Origin of the sequence: Alkalibacterium olivapovliticus (assembly GCF_003003275.1) — a bacterium.
Lineage (GTDB): Bacteria > Bacillota > Bacilli > Lactobacillales > Carnobacteriaceae_A > Alkalibacterium > Alkalibacterium olivapovliticum.
This window is the reverse complement of the sequence record NZ_PVTO01000014.1, coordinates 58,495-78,468: the sequence shown is the minus strand read 5'-3', so window position 1 is coordinate 78,468 and position 19,974 is coordinate 58,495. Positions and strand designations below refer to the sequence as shown.

Here is a 19,974-nt window from a genome sequence, read left to right as displayed (position 1 = left end):
AGTATAAGGGAATCTACAGGCCTTTTTCTATTGAAATACAAAAAAGGTGCCAGTAAGTTCCAAAGGAACTCACCAACACCAAATATTATAGAACCAATAAACGTCTTTGTGTAACACTATACAATTTGTGTCATAATATTGACAGCTTATCTTAATTATTAACTATCTAAAACTGCTATAACTAATTCTACAGATTACTCCTGAAGCAGCGTCGATCCTTTTTTAGCATACCCTTCCACTGCGTACACTTTGTTCTCTTCATCAAATAACTGGCGTTCCAGAAGAGTGAACTGACGCAGTTCCACTAGCCAGTCTCCACGCTCTACGGGAATACTTAACTGGTAGGGAACCATCTGTTTTTTCATTTCTTTTTCAATGGCCTCTCTAAGAATCTCAATATCATCATCTTTTCTAGCTGAAATCGTCACGTTCGGATAAAGAGTTGAACGAATGGAGCCTTCAATCAGATCTTTCTTATTATAAACTGTCAGCATTGGAATCAGGTTCATACCGAGTTCTTCCACCAGTTCCATAACAGTTTCTTCATGTACTTTAATATTTTCGGCTGACGCATCAACGACGTGGAGCAGCATATCGACGTGCTTCGATTCTTCAAGTGTAGACTTGAATGCTTCAATCAGCTGGGTCGGCAACTCCTGAATAAATCCAACGGTATCTGTCAGGGTAATCTGCATACCAGAAGGCAGCTCACATTTTCGTGTCAACGGATCCAGAGTGGCAAAAAGCTGATCCTTCTCGTATGTTTCAGAATTAGTCAGCTGATTAAGCAGTGTGGATTTTCCAGCATTAGTATAGCCTATCAGTCCTATTTGAAATACATTACTGTTTTTACGCTGCTCACGACTACGTTCACGGTGAGCTGCAATTTTTTTCAGTTCTTTTCTGATTTCAGTCATCTGACGCTGAATATGACGGCGATCTGTTTCCAGTTTCGTTTCACCTGGCCCACGCGTTCCGATACCTGCACCCAGTCGGGACATGTTCTCCCCCTGACCTGCGAGTCGAGGTAGAATGTAAGACAACTGAGCCAGTTGCACCTGTAGTGTTCCTTCTTTACTCTGGGCTCTTAGAGCAAAGATGTCCAAGATAACCTGAATGCGGTCAATTACTTTGGCCTCGATCAGTTCCTGGATATTGCGCACATGACTTGGAGACAGTTCCTGGTTAAACACGATCGTCTGGGCATCGAGTTCTTCCGCCAAATTCTTCAATTCAGTTACTTTCCCTTTTCCTATTACTGTTTTATGGTCTATACGCTCTCTCTTCTGTGATAAACGGGCAACCACTTTTCCACCAGCATTTTCGACCAGCTGTTCCAACTCATCAAATGAGTAACGGAAGGCATCTTCTTCGTTCTGTTTCTCTATTCCAACAATAATAACTTTTTCATATGTTTTATCTTGTTCCATTTAATCACATCCTATATGGTCTTTTACGTTTTGTTTTACTGTTATGATCGAATCAGGATCGCTGATCAAATCTGCCCAGACGTCCACTTCGAAACGATTTCTGAACCAGGTCAACTGGCGCTTTGCGTAATTTCTGGAGTGCTGCTTGACAGCCTCGACAGCACCTTCCAGCTCTTCTTTACCTTTAAAGTAAAAGGAGAACTCCTTATACCCGATACCCTTTAGGCTTTGTGCATCTTCCGGCACTCTACTCAGTAATGCTTCAACTTCTTCCAGTAGTCCTGATGCGACCATTAAATCTACACGCTGATTGATCCGCTCGTACAACACAGGCCTTTCAGTCGTCAGTCCGATGACTAAGGCATCATAAACTGGTTCTTTCAGCTTTTCTGATTGATAATGGGAGAATGGCTCTCCCGTTTCGTGAATCACTTCAAGCGCTCTGATGACACGACGCACATTATTAGGGTGAATAGATTCCGCTGCTTTTGAATCTTTTTCTTTCAGTAGAGAGTGCAGATAGTCTTTTCCTTTCAGTTCTACCAGTTCATCCATCTTCTGACGGAAGTTCGCGTTAGGTTGAGCTTTTCCGCCGTGACTGATGTCAAATAACAGCGACTCAATATAAAGACCTGTGCCTCCTACTATGATAGGAATCTTACCATTTTCAGTGATTTCTTTTATTTTTGAACCGGCATCTTTTTTGAAATCAGATACCGTATAGGGTTCTTCAGGGTCTTTTATATCGATCAAATGATGAATAACCCCTTCGGCTTCTTTTTCAGTTACTTTAGCCGTACCGATATCTAATCCTTTATATACCTGCATTGAATCACCGTTAATGATTTCTCCATCAAATGTTCGGGCAAGCTCTAAACTCAACTGGGTCTTCCCAACTGCAGTCGGTCCAACAATGACAATAATCTTTTCTTTCACATTAATCCTCCAGATACTATGGTCTATTAAGTATAGCATATATAAATAGGGTATATAAAATGAAGCGTTACCTCAATTAGGAATGCATTCAGGTAAAGTGCACGTGCATACGTTGAGTTTAGCTTAGTAATCAGACCTGAACTTTACATGCAAACTAATAAGTGCACTTCAGGGTATGAAAAAGCAGCTAAACTTAACTCAATTCTGATTCAATAAAGTTCAGCTATGTAGTTAAGGGCTGAACTAGATTAATTTGCAAAGATATGTCGTTCAGCTCTCAATTCATTTATGGAACGACACCCTATGGTCTAGTTGTCGTAAAATCTGGCACAAGTAGATTAACATGAAAAAACACCTTATCAGTTAAAAAGTTTAAATGAAAAACTTTTCGCTGATACGGTGTTTTGATTTTCTTAAGCTTTTACATAGTCGCGGCAAGCCTCTGCACAGGTGAAACAAGCTCTGGCACATTCCTGACAGTGGTCATGCTTGTGCTGTTCGCATTCTTTACCACAAGCCTGACAGATCGTTCCACATAAGGAAACAAGGTCGTTTCGCAGTGATCCTTCTCTTCCGCTGAATGACAAGACCATCTGGCAGATATCCGCACACTCTCTGTCCAGACGAATGCATTCCCTCATCATGTCGATCTCGTCTTCCTTCAAGCACGAATCAAAGCAGTTGTTACACGCCTGCATACAATCATATGCAGCATCCATCACTTTCCTTAAATTAGCTTCCATTATTCTTCCTCCTCGTATTGGTTCTCTATTCTTAGTATACGAGGAAAAAACAGCTGGTATCAAGCGATAGCCATCCTTCTAAAGACGCTTCTTAAGCTTTCAGTTAATCCTCAAGTAAAGCCAGAACCTCATCTGTCGAAAGGCTGCTAAGGGACTGTTCATTTCCTTTAGTAATGACTGAATCGATCAGTTCACGTTTCTTCTCCTGAAGATCATTGATGCGCTCTTCAATTGTTCCTGTCGTGATGAAACGAATGACCTGTACGGATTTCTTCTGACCAAATCGGTGTACGCGGTCGGCAGCCTGATCTTCGATTGCCGGATTCCACCAGGAGTCATACAAGATAACCGTGTCTCCACCCGTGAGATTGAGCCCAGTTCCACCTGCTTTCAGTGAAATCAGGAAGAGGTCTTTCTCGCCCGTATTAAAACGAGTTGTCAAGTGCAAGCGGTCTTCATTTTTAGTCTGACCATCGAGATAGTGATAATCTATATCGATCGCATCCAGACGATCGCGAATCAGTCTCAGCATCGAAGTGAATTGTGAGAACAAGACAACACGCTTGCCGTTTGCCCGTGCTTCTTCAAGGTATTCCATCAATCGTTCCAGTTTGGATGACGCCCCTTCAAAGTCTGGCATGACCAGTCTCGGATCACAACAGATTTGTCTCAGTCGTGTCATACCAGCCAATACTTTTATGCGGTTGGCATTCAGCGCATCCGTATCAATCAGCGTCTTAATTTCCTGTCTGATCGCTGCATGCTGAGTCTGATACAAGCGTTTCTGATTATCTGATAATTCAATGTATTCTGTGGTTTCCGTTTTTTCGGGCAGATCCTGCAGAACATCTCGTTTCAGTCGTCTTAAAATGAACGGTTTGATTTTAGCTGATATCCGTTCCTGATCCATGGCCTGGAAGGCTTTTCTATTTTTAAACAAGCCCGGTTGAATAATAGAGAACAGGGACCACAATTCCCCTAAATGATTCTCGATCGGCGTGCCTGATAAGGCGATTTTTGTTTCAGCTTTTAATTTTTTGACCGATTGAGTGGTTTTAGCAGCACTGTTTTTAACTGTTTGGGACTCATCCAAAATGATTGATTCAAAGACCTGATCATCGTATAAGTCAGAGTCACGTTGAACAAGTGGATAACTGGTGATCCAAATTCTTATATCATTATCCAGAGCTTCCTGTTTCTTCAACTCACGCTCTTCTTTTGTCCCCGAAATAATGATTGTTTTGGTATCAGGTGCAAAATTATGCCACTCGTGCTGCCAATTATATACAACACTTGACGGGCAGATGATCAGGAATCGACCGTCTTTTTCTTCCAGTTTCGACTGTAGGAAGGCGATCGTCTGAACCGTTTTCCCCAGTCCCATGTCGTCCGCCAGCACACCGCCAAATCCGTAATGATCCAGGCTTTTCATCCATTTAAAACCAGTAACCTGATAAGGGCGCATGTTCGCTTTCAGCCCTTTAGGCAGTTCAAAGTCGAGTGTCTCAGGACTTAACAGTTGTTCAACAAGTGATTTAAATCGTTTCCCTCTACTGATTGTTTCTTCGTCCAAAGCTGACAAGCCCTGGAAGACGGAAACAGTCATGTCACTTTCAAATTCATCATCTTCAATATCCAGAGATTCTTTTGCACGCTTCATCGCCTGGAAGGAAGGATCTTTCAAGTTGACCAGTTGACCGCTCGACAACTTGTAAAACGGCTGATTTTTTTCCAGTTCCTTCAGTAAAGCTTGCAGTTCATTGGAAGGAATATCTTCAGTTTCAAAGCTGATATCCAGCAAATTAGACGATTCACGGAGCTCCATTGTGACCCGAGGCTGACGCTTAGGACTGTAAATCAATCGACGGGCTGACTGTGAGAGGAATACTTCCATCGTGTCAGCTAGTTCCGGTAGCGCATCATATAAGAAAGCACTAATCGTATCGGTTTCTGTCAATCGCCACATAGTCTGTTGACGGGCAACTGACGGAATATGAGTATACAGTAAATTTAAGACATCGGATTCCTTTTTCCATTCGCGAATCAGAATACTCTCTTCTTTTAGAGATTCCAGTTCTTCCAGCGGATAAAGGGTCGTCTGACCATATGAGAAGGTCGGTCTGATCAGCAGTGATTGACCTTCCGTATCAATATAGAGCTGGGGTTCAAACGGTGCCTGATAAATCAATTGCTTGACCGCATCATCCATATCTACTTTTATGACTTCGGTGAGTTGCGATAATGTAACAGATAAAAAAGTTTCAATTTCTGTTTTCCGCATAACTAAAGTATACGATCCAGATGTTTTTAATCCTTCGAAAATGCTCTGAATCAACTCAAAAGTAGGTGACGATAATAAATAGAATACCTTCTTATATTCCAGCATTTTACCTTTTGCATGAAAATGAAAATCTTCAACAGTGATAGAAGTGTCAGACAATGAAAAATGGAATAAATTTTCTTTCTTCTCGAAAGCAAAGGACAGATCGAGATCGCTTATCCCTTGCTTCACTCGAAGCGTGTCGCCTCTTTCAATTTGAGTCAACTGTCTAGGGGGTCTGCCGAAACGGACAAAGGCACCCATTGTTTTTTCAAGCAGCTGAATAACTTCTTTAATGTAAAGTGCCGGTATCGTATAACTTTCCCGGTTCGTTAACTGATTATCATAGCCAATGGGCAGTAAAGAAGACACGATATCTTGAATGTCCTTCAGTTTTTCAAAGACATACCGGTCTTCCGCCATTAACGCATACTCTTTAGAGTCGAAGGTAAAGTTCTTTCCGAATTCAATCGGCTCGCCGTTTATAACGTCATCGATCACTTTGGACGTATTTTTTACAATGTACAGGTAATCTTTCCCAATTTTAAGAAACAACTCGTACAAAGGACTGTTTGCAGTGCCACTTACATTTAAAATATACTCCACATAAACAGGCTGCTTGTATAAGGAGTCCGTTTGTCTGGCAATTTCCTGTTTGGACAAATGCAGCAGTTCTGTGATCGCTTTTTCACTTTTTTTATAAGAAAACATAGGTTGTAATTTACCTGATGGTGTTGCCTGATTTTTATCAGTCAGGTCATCAGCATCCAAATCATTCAAATAAAACATGGCACCTACAACATGTTTGCAGGCTCCTGAGTTTTTTTCAAATGCTTTACAGGTACAGTGGTACTTTCTGGCAACTCCATTAGGATAAAAACGCAGATGAACGGTTTCTAATTGACGGTCTTCGACTGAAAACTGAACAGTATGATTTTTAGTATCAACATTCAAATTACCGACTTCTCTATTTTTGTATACTTCCTTCCCCTGCAAAAAGGTCGAGTAGTTACTGGCTAAAGAAGTGATCGTCATTTCTGGAAATGCTTGTTTCTTCATATTATCAGTCATCCTTTTTCAACTATAGTCGTATGTGCATTCATTTTATTGCTTACCTAAAAAGTTCATCTATTAAGTATACCAAACTTTTTGGGTTTATTGGACTAATATAATAAAATGAGTGCTATAATTAAACAAAATCTTGTTAGATTACCTAAATTTGTTCCTATTTAGTCTTTATTTTATACTTTATCATCCCTATAAAGGAGGCCCTATGAAAAAGAAAATAATCAAACCTTCACTACCTGCTGATCTGAAAGTAGTCACTTTCGATGAGGTCTTTGACCCGGAAGACCCCTACATCGAGGACGTGGAAATCGCCGATTGTATTGTAACTCTGGAAGATGTAAGGCTGGTCGAATTTAAATCGGTCAGATTCAATCGTGTTCAGTTTGACACTTTACGAATTGAAAATGCCTATTTCAGAGAAGTGGAATTTATAAAATGTGAATGTATCAATGCTGAACTGACTGAGACGACTTTGAAACACGTCTGGTTCAGACAGTGCCGCATGAATGGATTACTTTTAAGTGACAGCTTTATGGAACACGTCACTTTTGAGGATTGTATGATGCAATTATCAAGTATTGGTTTCACAAAATTTAAATCAGTTTTATTTGCCCAATGCAAATTGTTAGAAGCTGACTTTCTGGAATGTCAGTTAAAGCAGACTTTTTTTGAACGAAATGATATGGATAGAACAAAATTCAGCCAAACCTCTCTTAGAGGAATAGACTTAAGTACGTCAGAATTTGATACGCTTCAAATTAGCATGGAAGATGTAAAAGGCGCCGTCGTCAATCAGACGCAGGCTTTAGGATTCTTGGATCTACTTGATTTGACCATTAAAGACACTTAAAAAAAGAGAGTAGACTTATTCAGCAGAACACTGCCGTTAGAGTCTACTCTCTTTGTATTAGTCCTTAGTTAGGGTTAATGTGTTAAAGTCAGCATAACCGGGCGATTCCTGCTCAGAAACAGCATAAACGCCCATTGTGCAGCCAACAAATCCGCCTGCAACTTTAGTGCTTAAATAGTGGACATCTATCTCTTCTGCTACTGTAACTGTTTTATCAGATGATTCAACTACTGCTTTCACAGTCTGTCCTTCACCTTTCAGAGATAAGATAAACGCGTGACCAGCCACTTCTTGTGAGCCAACGACTGTTTCTACTCCATCTATCAAAGTAATGAATTGAGCCACTTTAGCTCCATTTTCTGTTGTAATGACTAAACGAATCGAATAACGGTCATTTTGAATAACAACCAATCCTGCTTCTTCCTTCTCTTTCAGCGCTTCTTCCATATCTACACTTAAAGTAAAGTCCATTGATGTCTGTCTCAACCCAATATAACTTGGAGACTTCATGTCAGAAATCGTCACAGCTGTCGGGTGCAATCTTAACCAGTCTTTACGGCTTTTTCTGTCATAATTTTTCCAGTCAGGATTACGCAAGTAAAGGAATCCTGAGTCTGATTCAGCCAACTTGAAGGCTTCTCTTGATTCAATTGGTACTAGAGGCAAGTCATGTTCCTGTTCATCAAGCAGACGACCTTCTCCGGGATTAATGACTGGCCATCCATCCTCCCATTCTACTTTAGCAAGAAACGTCTCTCTTCCTAAATTATCAAACCCATTGAACTGACGGCTGGCCAGACAAGTCAGATACCATTTCCCATCAGGTGTTTCAACTAAATCTCCGTGTCCGACATTATGAATCGGGTACTGGTTACCTAAATGACGATGAGTGAGGATAGGATTGTTTTTGTTTCCAATATAAGGACCATCGATTGCTTCACTGCGTGCGATCGAAATGGCATGATTAAATCCTGTCCCTCCTTCAGCGATCATTAGGTAATAAAACCCATCTTTTTTGTAAATATGTGGTCCTTCAGGCCAGATAGCGTCACGAAGTGCGCCTTTCCATAACTTGGTGCTGATGCCTATCAGACTCATCGTCTCCAGATCTAGTTCCTGAAGCCAAACTTCCCAGTCTCCGTTATAAGTAGCGCCTCTAGGATTTTCACGGGTTCCGACATAGTAGCATTTTCCATTATCGTCAAAAAACAGACTCGGATCGATCCCGGGTGCATTGTCTATGAAGTAAGGATCTGACCAGTCACCTGACGGGTCATCTGTTTTGACCAGAAAGTTCCCCCCATTGGTTACGTTAGTCGTGATCATATAGAAAGTGCCGTCATGGTATCTAATGGATGGAGCAAATATTCCTTGTGAATGAGCTGCTCCTAACAAATTCAGCTGTTTTTTTCTGTCCAGTACATTTCCGATCTGTTTCCAGTTGACCAGGTCTTTACTGTGATAAATGGGAACCCCAGGAAAATAGGCGAAAGTTGAGGTGACCAAGTAATAATCATCTCCAACAGCGCAGACAATGGATCGGGTGAAAAACCTTCTAATATTGGGTTAGTGTAAGTTTGCATAAATAATCTCCTTGTTTAGTTGAATTTGTGAATTTCGTAAACTTTTACTTGGTGTCCAGCCAGAACTGTTTGAATTCTAGTTTGTGAGAGTGATTCCCGGCTGAATATTTCCAGAAAATCATTAATTGTGCCTAAGATATGCTCATTAGCATTGTAGATCACGGTTTTCTGAGTATCATTTAAATTGAAGAGCGCTAACCAGACTTTTTCATCTGACTCTGACTTCCAGATCACTATATCATCTTTGCGGCTTATCTGTTCAGGATTCTGTCCTGACTGGTGCATGTTTATCAGATGACTGTTTTGAAGAAGGTTCAGCGTCCAGTCATCAAGGTCAGACAGTTCTCCACCAAAAAACAAAGGAGATTTAAATAATGACCATAAGGACAGCATTGTCTTCTGCTCTCCTTTTGTAAAGCGAGTCAGACGGTCACTTCCCCCACCATCAACTGAACGAATCCCAATGTGTCCGAGTGGAAGCATGTCACAGTCCGGCCAGTTGCCTTCCCTGACGAATGGGGCCCATTTCTCGCAGCGTTCAAACATGTTATACAGCTGCTGCCAGTTGTCCCAGTAGTCATCCGTCAATCGCCACATGTTGGCATGTTTTTGTAGAAACGCTCCGTGTTCTAATGAAGCAGGTCCTGGTGACAGACTCAATACAATGTTATACCCAGATTCGTCGATAGCTTCTCTAAGCATAACAATTTCTTCCAAATGTCCGCCGTATAACTTAGAGTCTGCAATATCATCGACTTTGAGAAAATCGACTCCCCATGATCCGAACAAATCAATCAGCGAACGGTAATACTCTTTCGCTCCCGGTTTCGTAGTATCCACACCATACATATCGGTATTCCATGGACAGATAGAATTGGGCTTCACTATATCTCTTGCTGTTTTGTCAGTGCCTTTGATTGCCGTATTATTATGAACGGCTTGTCTTGGAATCCCCCGCATATAATGAATACCGAATTTCAGTCCCAGCGAATGAATATAATCCCCAAGAGGCTTAAATCCAGCACCATCAGCCGCTGAGGGAAATCTATTTACAGCCGGCATCAATCTGGAATACTCGTCCATTTCAAGATCGGCATAAGCGTGATACATACTGGAATTAGCAGTCGGTTCGTACCATTGGATATCAACTACTACATAATCATATCCATACTCTAATAAGTGATTTTTCATGTATTCTGCGTTCTGTTTTACTTCTTCTTCTGTTACGGATGCACCGTAACAATCCCAGCTGTTCCAGCCTTTTGGTGGTGTCTTGGCTAAGCGTCTAAACTGTTCCATAGTCATTTTAACTCCTTAAAAGATTCATATGTCAATTAGAATAAACTTACAAACTGATACAAGCTATAAGTGTAAAATAGGTAATCTACTGACTTAACGTTTTAATGTTAATAGCCATAAAAAAGCACTGTTATTGCCTAGTGACCCATACCCTCATTTCACCTATAGAGCGATTAGCCCACAAATAATAAGGAATAAACGAGAGATCCATTTCTTCTGTAACTGGTGTCACATCTGACTGATACAACTGCTTCTGCCATGTATTGTCGATAAGCTGCCGCTCTCCTTTTCCCTTCAGTCCCACATAATGAGATAAAACGGGATCATTGACTTCCACGGCAAGTGGCTTGTCAGTCAAACTCATCAGATGAAGGTCAGATCCGTTATCCTCTTCTTCAAGGCAGTAAACGAATGGTCCTCTCTGAAGAGCGACTTTGTTAAAGTTGTCTTTGACTGACGGGTGCGCATGCCACTCTATAACAGGCAGTTCAAAATCGATTTCGATTGTCTTATCTAAATCAATAGTTATCTCCAGATACCCGTCTTGTTCCGACACGTATTCCCCAGCATTGTGCACATTGTAGCCAGACGACCAGGCAGGGAGTCGGAAGCATACGGTTATCGGATGTTCAATACCGGTAAATGACACCTTGCTCTTCCCTTTATAAGGCAATTCAGTTGTCATACTGACTGATAGTGACTGTTCCTCAAGCTTAAATGACCCTTCAAAATCCTGATATAGCTGTATATACAGCTTATTTTCAAAGATATCTGAAATGTACTGGCTCAAAGACGTTAGAGTGCGGGCAACATTTGGAGGGCAGCAGGCACAGCCAAACCAAGACGGTCTAATTGGTTTAACGTGACTTTTACCGGGATCATGTGCACTTGCTTTTGGATCAACCTCTAAAGGGTTCACATAAAAGAAATGCTTCCCATCAAGTGCCACCCCGCTAATAATACTGTTATATAGCATTTTTTCCATAATTTCTGCATACTCTACATCAATTTCATTTTTCATCATAGCTTTAGCAAAGAACAGCAGTCCGATAGAAGCACACGTTTCGCAGTACATCGTGTCATTTGGCAAGTCATAATCAAAGGTAAAGGCCTCTCCGCGAACAGTCGATCCAATACCACCAGTAATGTAAAGGCGTTTCTTTATGATATTATCCCATATTTTTCTTGCAGTGCTGAAAAGCTTCTCATCGTTTTTGATGGCAGCTACCTCAGCCATTGCAGCTGCCATATAGACTAGTCTAACGGCATGTCCGACAGCCTCATCCTGCTCTAATACAGGTTTATGTGCCTGCAGATACTTTAAATCTATATGCGGGAAATCACCTGTACTTAACCCTTCTTTTTTGTTTTCAACCAGCTGTTTTAAATAAAAATCAGGATCTTCTCCTCGGATCTTTAAAAACCAGGAACTTAACTCAACATACTCTTCTTTGCCGGTTACTTCATATAATCTGATCAATGCGAGTTCAATTTCCTGATGACCATCTGCACCTTTTATTTTTCCTTCTTCCACACCAAAATGCTGTTGAATACACGACACAAGCTTCTGGGAGACATCAATCAGTTTCTTACTCCCTGTAGCTTTGTAGTGAGCAACTGCCGCTTCAATCAGATGACCTGCACAGTATAATTCATGACTCTCAAATAACCGTTTAAACTTCAAATCAGGTCTTTCAATCTGATAATAGGTGCTTAAATACCCATCTTCGTCCTGAGCTTCTTCAATCAGGACAGCCACTTCACTCATCATCTCCAGCAAGTTTTCATCAGGGTGTAACAGATAACTGTTTGCAGCTGATTCAAGCCACTTATAGACATCGGAATCCTGAAATAGCCACCCGTAATGATTGCCTTCTTTTTGCCCTGAAGCGATTATTAAGTTTTCAATTGCATTACTTTTTTCTGAAGGGATTCCGTTATCATCTCTTTCTTTCTCAATGGAGATATCTGCATTATCGTGCAGGACATCCCACTGATAAGGAATCATTTCTTTTCGTATAAGTTTAGTATAAGTCGTCCAAAACGGATCAGTAATGCTGACAGCTGATTTCATTAATAGGTTTCCTCCATTGTAAACTGAATGGACTGCAGATCGTCCGTTATACAGTTCAGGTATTTATTTAATTGTATAACGGAACCTGACAGTTTTTTTGATATAGTCCCTAATACAAATGATTAAATGTGTTAGTCCGATGAAATTATTTTACATACTCAACTGCTGCTTTTTCAACTTCAAGCATAGGTTCAAAACGTCTCATAAACTGCGTAAAGTTCTCCTTGCCTTTTTCAGTTGGTTCAATAGTGATAGCCTGCTGCTGACTGAATACTTGATCAGATAAGAAATCTTCAAGTAATTCATTTTCTTTCTTATTCACAGCAAATGAAGCTAACAATGCCATTCCCCATGGTCCGCCTTCACCTGCACTGTCCATAACGGAGACGGGAATTGTTAATGCATCTGCCATCATCTGCTGCCCGACTTTTTCAGTTTTGAAGAACCCGCCATGTCCCAGCAGTTGGTCCACTGTGACATTTTCTTTGTCTACCAGGATATCCATTCCTAGTTTTAATGTTGCCAGAGCAGAGTAAATGTGAGTTCTCATGAAATTAGCCAGTGAGAGCTTACTGTCTGGCATCTGAATGAATAAAGGCCGTCCTTCTTCCAAACCAGTGATTGGTTCGCCTGAGTAATAATTACAGCTCATCAGTTGTCCATTATCGTCATCAGCTTCCATGGCCTTTTCAAACAAAGTCCTGAACAATTTGTCGCTGGATACATCCAGTCCTAATGCTTCAATCAGCTCTTTAAATAAACGGGCCCATGAATTAATATCGGTCGTAAAATTATTACAGTGGACCATTGCAGTGGGTTTCCCAGTTGGAGTGGTCACCATATCGATTTCTGTGTAATAATCCGAGAGCGATTTCTCCAGAACTATCATAGAGAAAACGGATGTTCCAGCTGACACATTCCCCGTTCGTTCCGCTACAGCATTGGTTGCTACCATACCCGTTCCTGCATCGCCTTCTGGAGGACAAAATACCGTTCCGGCTGTTAAATTACCGGATGGATCAATCAGTAATGCGCCTTCTTCTGTTAAGCGGCCAGCTTCTTCTCCTGCAGATAACACCTCAGGAAGAATATCGTTTAAGGACCAGCCTATATGAGCTGAGGCGATTTTTTCCTTATATTTAGTGACCATGTTTTGATCATAATTCCCTGTATCAGCGTCGATAGGGAACATACCAGCTGCCTCGCCCACACCCAGTACTTTTCTACCCGTCAGTTTCCAGTGAACGTATCCTGCTAGCGTAGTAAGAAAATCGATGTGCTGTACATGTTCTTCATTATTTAAAACAGCCTGATGCAAATGAGCAATACTCCACCTTTGCGGAATGTTAAACGCCAGTAATGTCGTTAATTGTTGTGCGGCTTCTTCTGTTGTGGTATTGCGCCAAGTCCGAAATGGAGTAAGCGCCTCTCCACTTTTATCAAAAGGAAGGTAGCCATGCATCATCCCTGAAAATCCAATAGCATCGATTGTCGTTAATGTATCTCCAGTAGAGGCAGTATAGTTATCTGCCAGTTCTTTATAAGCTGCCTGAAGACCAGACCAGACGTCTTCCAAAGAATAGGTCCAAAATCCATTCACCAGCTTATTTTCCCAGTCATGAGCTCCACTGGCTATTGGCTTGAAGGCTTCATCAATCAGTACAGCTTTAATCCGAGTGGACCCAAATTCGATCCCCAAAACTTTTCTTCCTCTAACGTTGGGTGCGGTTTCATCTTTATTTAGCATTTAGACACTTCCTTATCATAATTTAGTCTTTTTCTTACCAAACAGCTAGTTCAGTAATCCCACCTTATTTTAAACTGAATAGCAAAAAAATTATTAACGCAGTAGGAGAGTTTCACTTCCCTAAGGGTGGTTTTATGGTATAAGTAAACGGTAACAGCTTAATTTTAAGTTAAATGTACGGACATGTCAATTTAAACTGAAGCCTTTTCATCACCTTTTCATGAGAATGCAAAAAAACTGGAGCATAGTCCATCCTTTAGGATGATTTATGCTCCAGCTGTTTTTAACCTTATATCAATTCTAAATTATCTTTATTCTTCTATTTCATCCAGTGTTTCTTGGAATTCTCTGTATGCTTCATTGATTAGATCCATGTAGGCATCAACGTTCTGATTATCCAAGTCATCCATAAATTCGTCCCAGCGATCTAGTTCGTACTGACCAGTGATAAATCTCATAGTATACTGATCAACTGTATCTTGCAGTGGAGTAGACATTAAAGCTGCCTGTTCCTGATCTGCTTGAGACATTGGATAAGGAGGATCGGGTGTAACAAGTTCTCTACTGTCGATCATGCTTTGCTGGAAGTCGATTTCTTTTTCATCCATTTTAGACAGTGTTATTTCTGAATTACTTGCGAAAGCAAAGGCCACATTACCAAATCCGTAATCTTCCTGAAGACTTTCTTCAGCTCCCGGATTAAATGTTTCATAACCAATTCCATCCATCGGTCTGTATCCACCGGCAACTTCATCTGTTTTCTCAAATGTTTCGCCTTCTATACCCCATTGAGCAAATTCATTCCCCTCATCACTGTAGTATAACCAGTCAACATATTGCAGTAATGCCAGGAAGTCATCGCGTTCGGCTACATCTGCATTGAACATGACGCCACTAACTAGACGACTTCCACCAACTTTAGATCCGGCTGGTCCATCCAGTAACGGCATTCTAACCATTTCATATTCTGTGTCATCGTCTCTGTCTTCAAGTCCTTCATTAACATCTGCCATTGTCAAAGCCTGTCCTGAACTGACGAATGACTCTAAGTTGACTAACTGATTACGCGTTCTCTCTCCATCTTGTGTAAAGGCTTCTGGAGTTAACAATCCATCTTCTACTAAACCAGCAAAATATTCCACCATGTCGCGGTACCCTTGCTGTTGAGGTGCGTATACGAATTCATTAGCATCTTCATCATACATTGCTCCGTCTCCGAAGCCCCATCCTCCAACTGTTCCAAAAGAAGGACCAGCAAATAAGAATGTCGCATTCCCCTGCCACCACAGCGTCATTGGCATAGTATCGGTTTCATCTCTTAAGGTTTCAAGGGCTGTTCTTAACTCATCCCATGATGTTGGTTCTTCGATACCATATTCATCAAATACTGTTTTGTTATATTTTAAGCCAAAGTCAAAGTGGACATTTTCATGCATACCTGGCAAGACGTAGTATTTACCATCAAGGTATCTTAAATTGTCCAGTTCTTCCTGTAGTCCCCATCTTTCAACACGATCCTGGAAGTGAGGCATTAAATGTACATAGTCTGAAATTGGAAGAATAACCCCTGAAGCTACAAATTCATTTTCAACCCCCGGCCATGAGTCAGTGACGTAATCAGGCATGTCTCCTGCCGCAATCGTTACTGAACGTCTCTCCTCAAAGTCTGAAAGTGGGACAGCAATAGCATCATATGTCACGTTATGTTCCTCTTCAAGGACCTCAAAGAATCTCCAGTCCGGGTCGAAAGGATAAGCTGATAAGTCTCTGTAGAATAAGCTGATATCTAATGGTTCAGTCGCTACAAACGTGTCTCCAACTTCAAAGTTCTCCATCGATCCAACTGTACCGATTTCTTCTTCATTTACCTCACCTTCACCAGTTTCCGTAGCTGCTCCATCATCGTTATTACATGCAGCCATCAGCAATGCACCACTGAGTGTCAAGCTTAACAGTAAAGATTTCTTGAAATTCATACGTTTTCCTCCTATTTTATACAATAATTTTTGTGAACATTTAATCCAGCGCAGGACCCCCTCCTAACTAGCTGCACCTAAATGATTTCGCTTTCACATAGCAGTAAAAAAATATTTCGATTAGATTACATTTCTGTTATGTAAAATTTACCATAGTTGTCTCGTACGGTCAAGTTATATTTATATATATTTTTTATTTACTGTTACGAACGTCTACTGAATTTTAAAAACACCGATATCCTCTTGTTCCTTAAGCGTTAATATACTACTAGTCACTATCTGATCAAAGTCTGTTACTGTAGATTCTCTCTAATTCGTACGTTCCATTCAAGCTGTTAAAAGCCTAATATTAACATTAGCTGAAAAATGAGTAACATTAATGGTTAAAGAAAACAAAGACTAAGAACATCTGTGGTGCACCACAGATGTTCTTAGTCTTTTGATTATATTCATAGATATTATTTTAGTGAAATCTCGTGTATATTATTATAAACATACACTGATTTTTGACGAGAGAGTTAATTAGTCAATGATAACCGTTTCTAGATCGACCATTTTTGCCCAGTCAAGTATGACATCTTTATCAAGAGCTAATGTAGCAACGGTATGATGCCCTCCACCAGCTTGAATCCATTTTTTGATACTGGTTTTAAAGTCTGGTTTTGGTTTCCAGATAACTCGTGCAACTGGAAGATTAGGTGCATCTTCTACTGGAGAGACGGCTTCAAAAGTGTTGACCATTAAGCGGTAATGAGTACCCAAATCAAGCATAGAGACAGCCAATCCATCTCCAGCCTTACCATCAAACACCAGGCGGGCAGGATCTTCCTTATCGCCTATCCCTAATGGATTGACAACAACTTTAGGTTTTGTTGCTGCAAACGTAGGGTCGACTTCTAGCATATGGGATTGAACGATGTACTCGTCACCTTTAACAAAGTTATAAGTGTAATCCTCCATAAATCCGGTAGATTCATTTTGTGTCATGATTTTGAGTAAGCGGTCAAGCGCTGCAGTCTTCCAGTCTCCTTCGCCAGCAAATCCATACCCTTCTGCATTCAATCGTTGAACGGCCATCCCAGGTAATTGTTTCATACCATGCAAGTCTTCAAAGTTAGTCGTAAAGGCAGTGTAGCCGCCCTTCTTAAGGAACTGTTTTAGTCCTAATTCTATCTTGATCTGCTCTTTTACATGTGATTCATAGAAGTCAGGATCATTTTCACCAGGATCCATTTCGTATAAAGCCTGACAATCCTTATAGACGGACTGAATGTCTTCATCTGAAACCTGACCCATCTCTTCTACAAGATCTCCTATTCCAAAATAATCAACTGTCCAGCCAAACTGAATTGCCGCTTCTACTTTGTCGCCTTCTGTCACCGCCACATTTCTCATGTTGTCTCCAAAGCGGGCTACTTTAATATTTTGAGACTCAGCATATCCTACTGCAGACTTCATCCAGTTGATCATTTCAGCATGAACTTCAGGATCCTGATAGTGACCTACCACTACTTTATTATTAATTTTTAAGCGTGCATTTATAAAACCATACTCTCTATCACCATGGGCACTCTGGTTAAGATTCATGAAATCCATATCAATGGTTTTCCAAGGCACTTCATTATTGTACTGAGTAGAAAGATGCAGTAAGGGTTTTTGTAATAACTTAGTACCCGGAATCCACATTTTGGCAGGAGAAAAAGTATGCATCCACGTTACAACCCCAGCCACTTCGTCCTGATAATTGACTTCTTTCATAACATTCTTGATTTCATCTGCTGTTGTGACTAATGCTTTAAATACTAAAGGATAAGCAAAGTCAGCTTCTTCATTTAGACTATCCACGATTTCTTCTGCATGTTTTTTCACTTCATCTAATGCTTCCGGTCCATACAAATGCTGACTACCTACTACAAACCAGAATACTTTTTTGTCTGTTTTTATCATTTCAACACATCCTCATCCTACTTTTAATTACTGCCCGTAATATGCAGCTTTACCATGTTTTCTCAAATAATGTTTATCAAGTAATTCCTGATCCATCCTTGAATTTCTATTACTTAACATTAAACCGTGATAGGTCATTTGGGCTACTTGTTCTAGTACCACTGAATTGTGAACAGCATTTGATGGTGAAGTTCCCCATGTAAACGGGCCATGATCATTGACTAGAACACCCGGTATCTGATTAGGATCGATTGTTCGTTCATCAAATGCTTTAACGATGACCAGTCCAGTTTGTTTTTCATAATCAGTTTCAATTTCGCTTGAAGTCATGGGGCTGGTTACCGGAATATCTCCATAAAAATAATCAGCATGTGTCGTACCAGCAGCAGGGATATCGATTCCTGCCTGTGCAAAACTGACTGCCCACGGTGAATGTGTATGCACCACACCTTTAATATCTTTAAAAGCTTTGTATAGTTCAATGTGTGTCGCAGTATCACTTGATGGTTTCAAGTCACCTTCTACAATGTTTCCGTCTAAGTCTACGACAACCATTTTATCAGCTGATAATTCATCGTAATCAACTCCACTGGGTTTTATAACAACTAGATTATTCTCTCTGTCGATTCCGCTGACATTTCCCCATGTAAAGACGACTAAGCCATATTTCGGTAACGACATATTCGCTTCGTAAACTTTCTGTTTGAGGGTTTCTAACATTACTCTCCTCCTATGTTTTATCAGTTATGAAACCATTTTCATATATGATTAGTATAACTTGATAGGTACGGACATGTCAATCAAAAAAAGCGGTTTTGTCTGTTACTGACAAAACCGCTCGTATTTTTATTCTATTTTTTTCGTTGAGGTCCTTAAAACCAGTTTTGGTTCGAATATAACAGATTTTTGGTCATTATTCTTTCCTTCTACAGCATTGATGATCCACTGAGCGGCTGCTTTTCCCAGTTCTTCCTTTGGGTGTTCAATCGATGTTAGTTTCACGCTGGGAAGAGCAGTACTGTAAAAGCTGTTATCATGACTGACAACAGAAAAATCATTTGGACAGTTTTTCCCTATGTTGTCGATTTCTTTGATCAATTTAACCGCAATTTCATCATTATACGCAACGAAAGCAGTTGGCGCATTATCAGATAGTAATAACTCATTGATTTTTTCCGATATATACGGTTTGCTTTCTGTATCGTATCTAAGAATATGATTACTCTTAAATGTTAAATCCGCTTTATGCAAAGCTTTTAAATAGCCTTTCAACCGGTTTTTCCCCTGAATATCATCAGCTTTTGTTATCATGCCTATATGTTTATGCCCAAGCTCAATTAGATGTTCGGTGGCGAGACGTCCGGCTTTTATATCATCCAGAGCTATCAGTGGCAATTCTAATTCTTCATATGAAGCATTCATCATAACCAATGGCTTTTTTTGTTCAGACAAATTCAGATAGTAATTCAGATTAGGATTCATCAAATTACTTTTAGTCGGCTCGATGATCAATCCATCTACTTCCTGACCAATCATACTATCTAAGCTTAGTTTTTCATTATCAACATTGTTACGTGTACTTGACAGCATCAAAGAGTAATTCTGCTTCGACAGTTCTTCCTCTATCCCTCTAATGATAGAAGGAAAGATATAGTCAGATATGTATGTTGTTATCACACCTATAGTCTTTTTCCCATTTTTATTGAGCTGCGTTTTATACTGGTCACTTACAAAGGTACCAGCCCCTTGCTGCTTGATGAGGTGCCCACTATTGACAAGTTCACTGATCGATTGCCTTATAGTGTGTCTACTCACACTGTACTGTGCTCTTAAATCAGCTTCAGATGGTATTTTTTCTCCGACTTTTATATCACCTTTTTCGATAAGCATTTTCAAATCATTTTTAATTGTTAAATATTTAGGTTGTGATGGCATATAAAAAACCTCCTTATGATTACTCTCTAAACTCATTGTACACTTGTATGGTCATTTTTTCATTAA

Annotated in this window: 13 protein-coding genes; 1 reads left to right on the top strand and 12 read right to left on the bottom strand. The window is 40.3% G+C overall.

What is annotated here, in order from left to right; all coding sequences use genetic code 11:
• Positions 1-194 precede the first annotated feature (194 nt).
• From hflX to CLV38_RS08260, 4 genes are all read right to left on the bottom strand, one after another.
• Positions 195-1,430, bottom strand: a complete 1,236-nt coding sequence (gene hflX / locus CLV38_RS08275; protein WP_106193937.1) for a GTPase HflX — start codon at positions 1,428-1,430, stop codon at positions 195-197.
• Complete coding sequence (gene miaA, locus CLV38_RS08270) at positions 1,431-2,366, bottom strand: tRNA (adenosine(37)-N6)-dimethylallyltransferase MiaA (RefSeq protein ID WP_342751969.1); 936 nt, start codon at positions 2,364-2,366, stop codon at positions 1,431-1,433.
• A gap of 413 nt (positions 2,367-2,779) precedes the next feature.
• Positions 2,780-3,109, bottom strand: a complete 330-nt coding sequence (locus CLV38_RS08265; protein ID WP_106193935.1) for a four-helix bundle copper-binding protein — start codon at positions 3,107-3,109, stop codon at positions 2,780-2,782.
• Positions 3,110-3,212: 103 nt separating this feature from the next.
• On the bottom strand, positions 3,213-6,488 hold the full coding sequence (locus CLV38_RS08260; protein WP_170068850.1) for a DEAD/DEAH box helicase: 3,276 nt from the start codon (positions 6,486-6,488) through the stop codon (positions 3,213-3,215).
• A 214-nt stretch (positions 6,489-6,702) separates the two neighbouring features.
• Here CLV38_RS08260 and CLV38_RS08255 point away from each other — a divergent pair, with 214 nt between their 5' ends.
• Positions 6,703-7,347, top strand: a complete 645-nt coding sequence (locus CLV38_RS08255) for a pentapeptide repeat-containing protein (RefSeq protein WP_106193930.1) — start codon at positions 6,703-6,705, stop codon at positions 7,345-7,347.
• A 57-nt stretch (positions 7,348-7,404) separates the two neighbouring features.
• On the opposite strand, the gene CLV38_RS08250 is transcribed toward CLV38_RS08255, so the two are convergent.
• The 8 genes from CLV38_RS08250 to CLV38_RS08215 form a co-directional block, all read right to left on the bottom strand.
• Positions 7,405-8,853, bottom strand: coding sequence for a glycoside hydrolase family 43 protein (locus tag CLV38_RS08250; protein ID WP_211295445.1), 1,449 nt, complete (start codon positions 8,851-8,853; stop codon positions 7,405-7,407).
• A 92-nt stretch (positions 8,854-8,945) separates the two neighbouring features.
• Positions 8,946-10,235, bottom strand: a complete 1,290-nt coding sequence (locus CLV38_RS08245) for a glycoside hydrolase family 27 protein (RefSeq protein ID WP_211295444.1) — start codon at positions 10,233-10,235, stop codon at positions 8,946-8,948.
• 124 nt (positions 10,236-10,359) lie between these two features.
• The gene (locus tag CLV38_RS08240; RefSeq protein ID WP_106193924.1) at positions 10,360-12,303 is read right to left on the bottom strand and encodes a glycoside hydrolase family 127 protein; all 1,944 of its coding nucleotides are present in this window, start codon (positions 12,301-12,303) and stop codon (positions 10,360-10,362) included.
• Between the two features lie 145 nt (positions 12,304-12,448).
• Positions 12,449-14,050 carry a xylulokinase gene (locus CLV38_RS08235; RefSeq protein ID WP_106193922.1) on the bottom strand — a complete coding sequence of 534 codons (1,602 nt, stop codon included), beginning with the start codon at positions 14,048-14,050 and terminating at the stop codon, positions 12,449-12,451.
• A 311-nt stretch (positions 14,051-14,361) separates the two neighbouring features.
• On the bottom strand, positions 14,362-16,026 hold the full coding sequence (locus CLV38_RS08230; RefSeq protein WP_106193919.1) for an extracellular solute-binding protein: 1,665 nt from the start codon (positions 16,024-16,026) through the stop codon (positions 14,362-14,364).
• A 522-nt stretch (positions 16,027-16,548) separates the two neighbouring features.
• Entirely contained in the window at positions 16,549-17,973 is a 1,425-nt protein-coding gene (araA, locus tag CLV38_RS08225) for an L-arabinose isomerase (RefSeq protein WP_106193917.1), read from the bottom strand.
• A 27-nt stretch (positions 17,974-18,000) separates the two neighbouring features.
• Positions 18,001-18,693 carry an L-ribulose-5-phosphate 4-epimerase gene (locus CLV38_RS08220; protein ID WP_106193914.1) on the bottom strand — a complete coding sequence of 231 codons (693 nt, stop codon included), beginning with the start codon at positions 18,691-18,693 and terminating at the stop codon, positions 18,001-18,003.
• Positions 18,694-18,819: 126 nt separating this feature from the next.
• Positions 18,820-19,908 carry a GntR family transcriptional regulator gene (locus tag CLV38_RS08215; RefSeq protein WP_106193911.1) on the bottom strand — a complete coding sequence of 363 codons (1,089 nt, stop codon included), beginning with the start codon at positions 19,906-19,908 and terminating at the stop codon, positions 18,820-18,822.
• Positions 19,909-19,974: the final 66 nt, after the last annotated feature.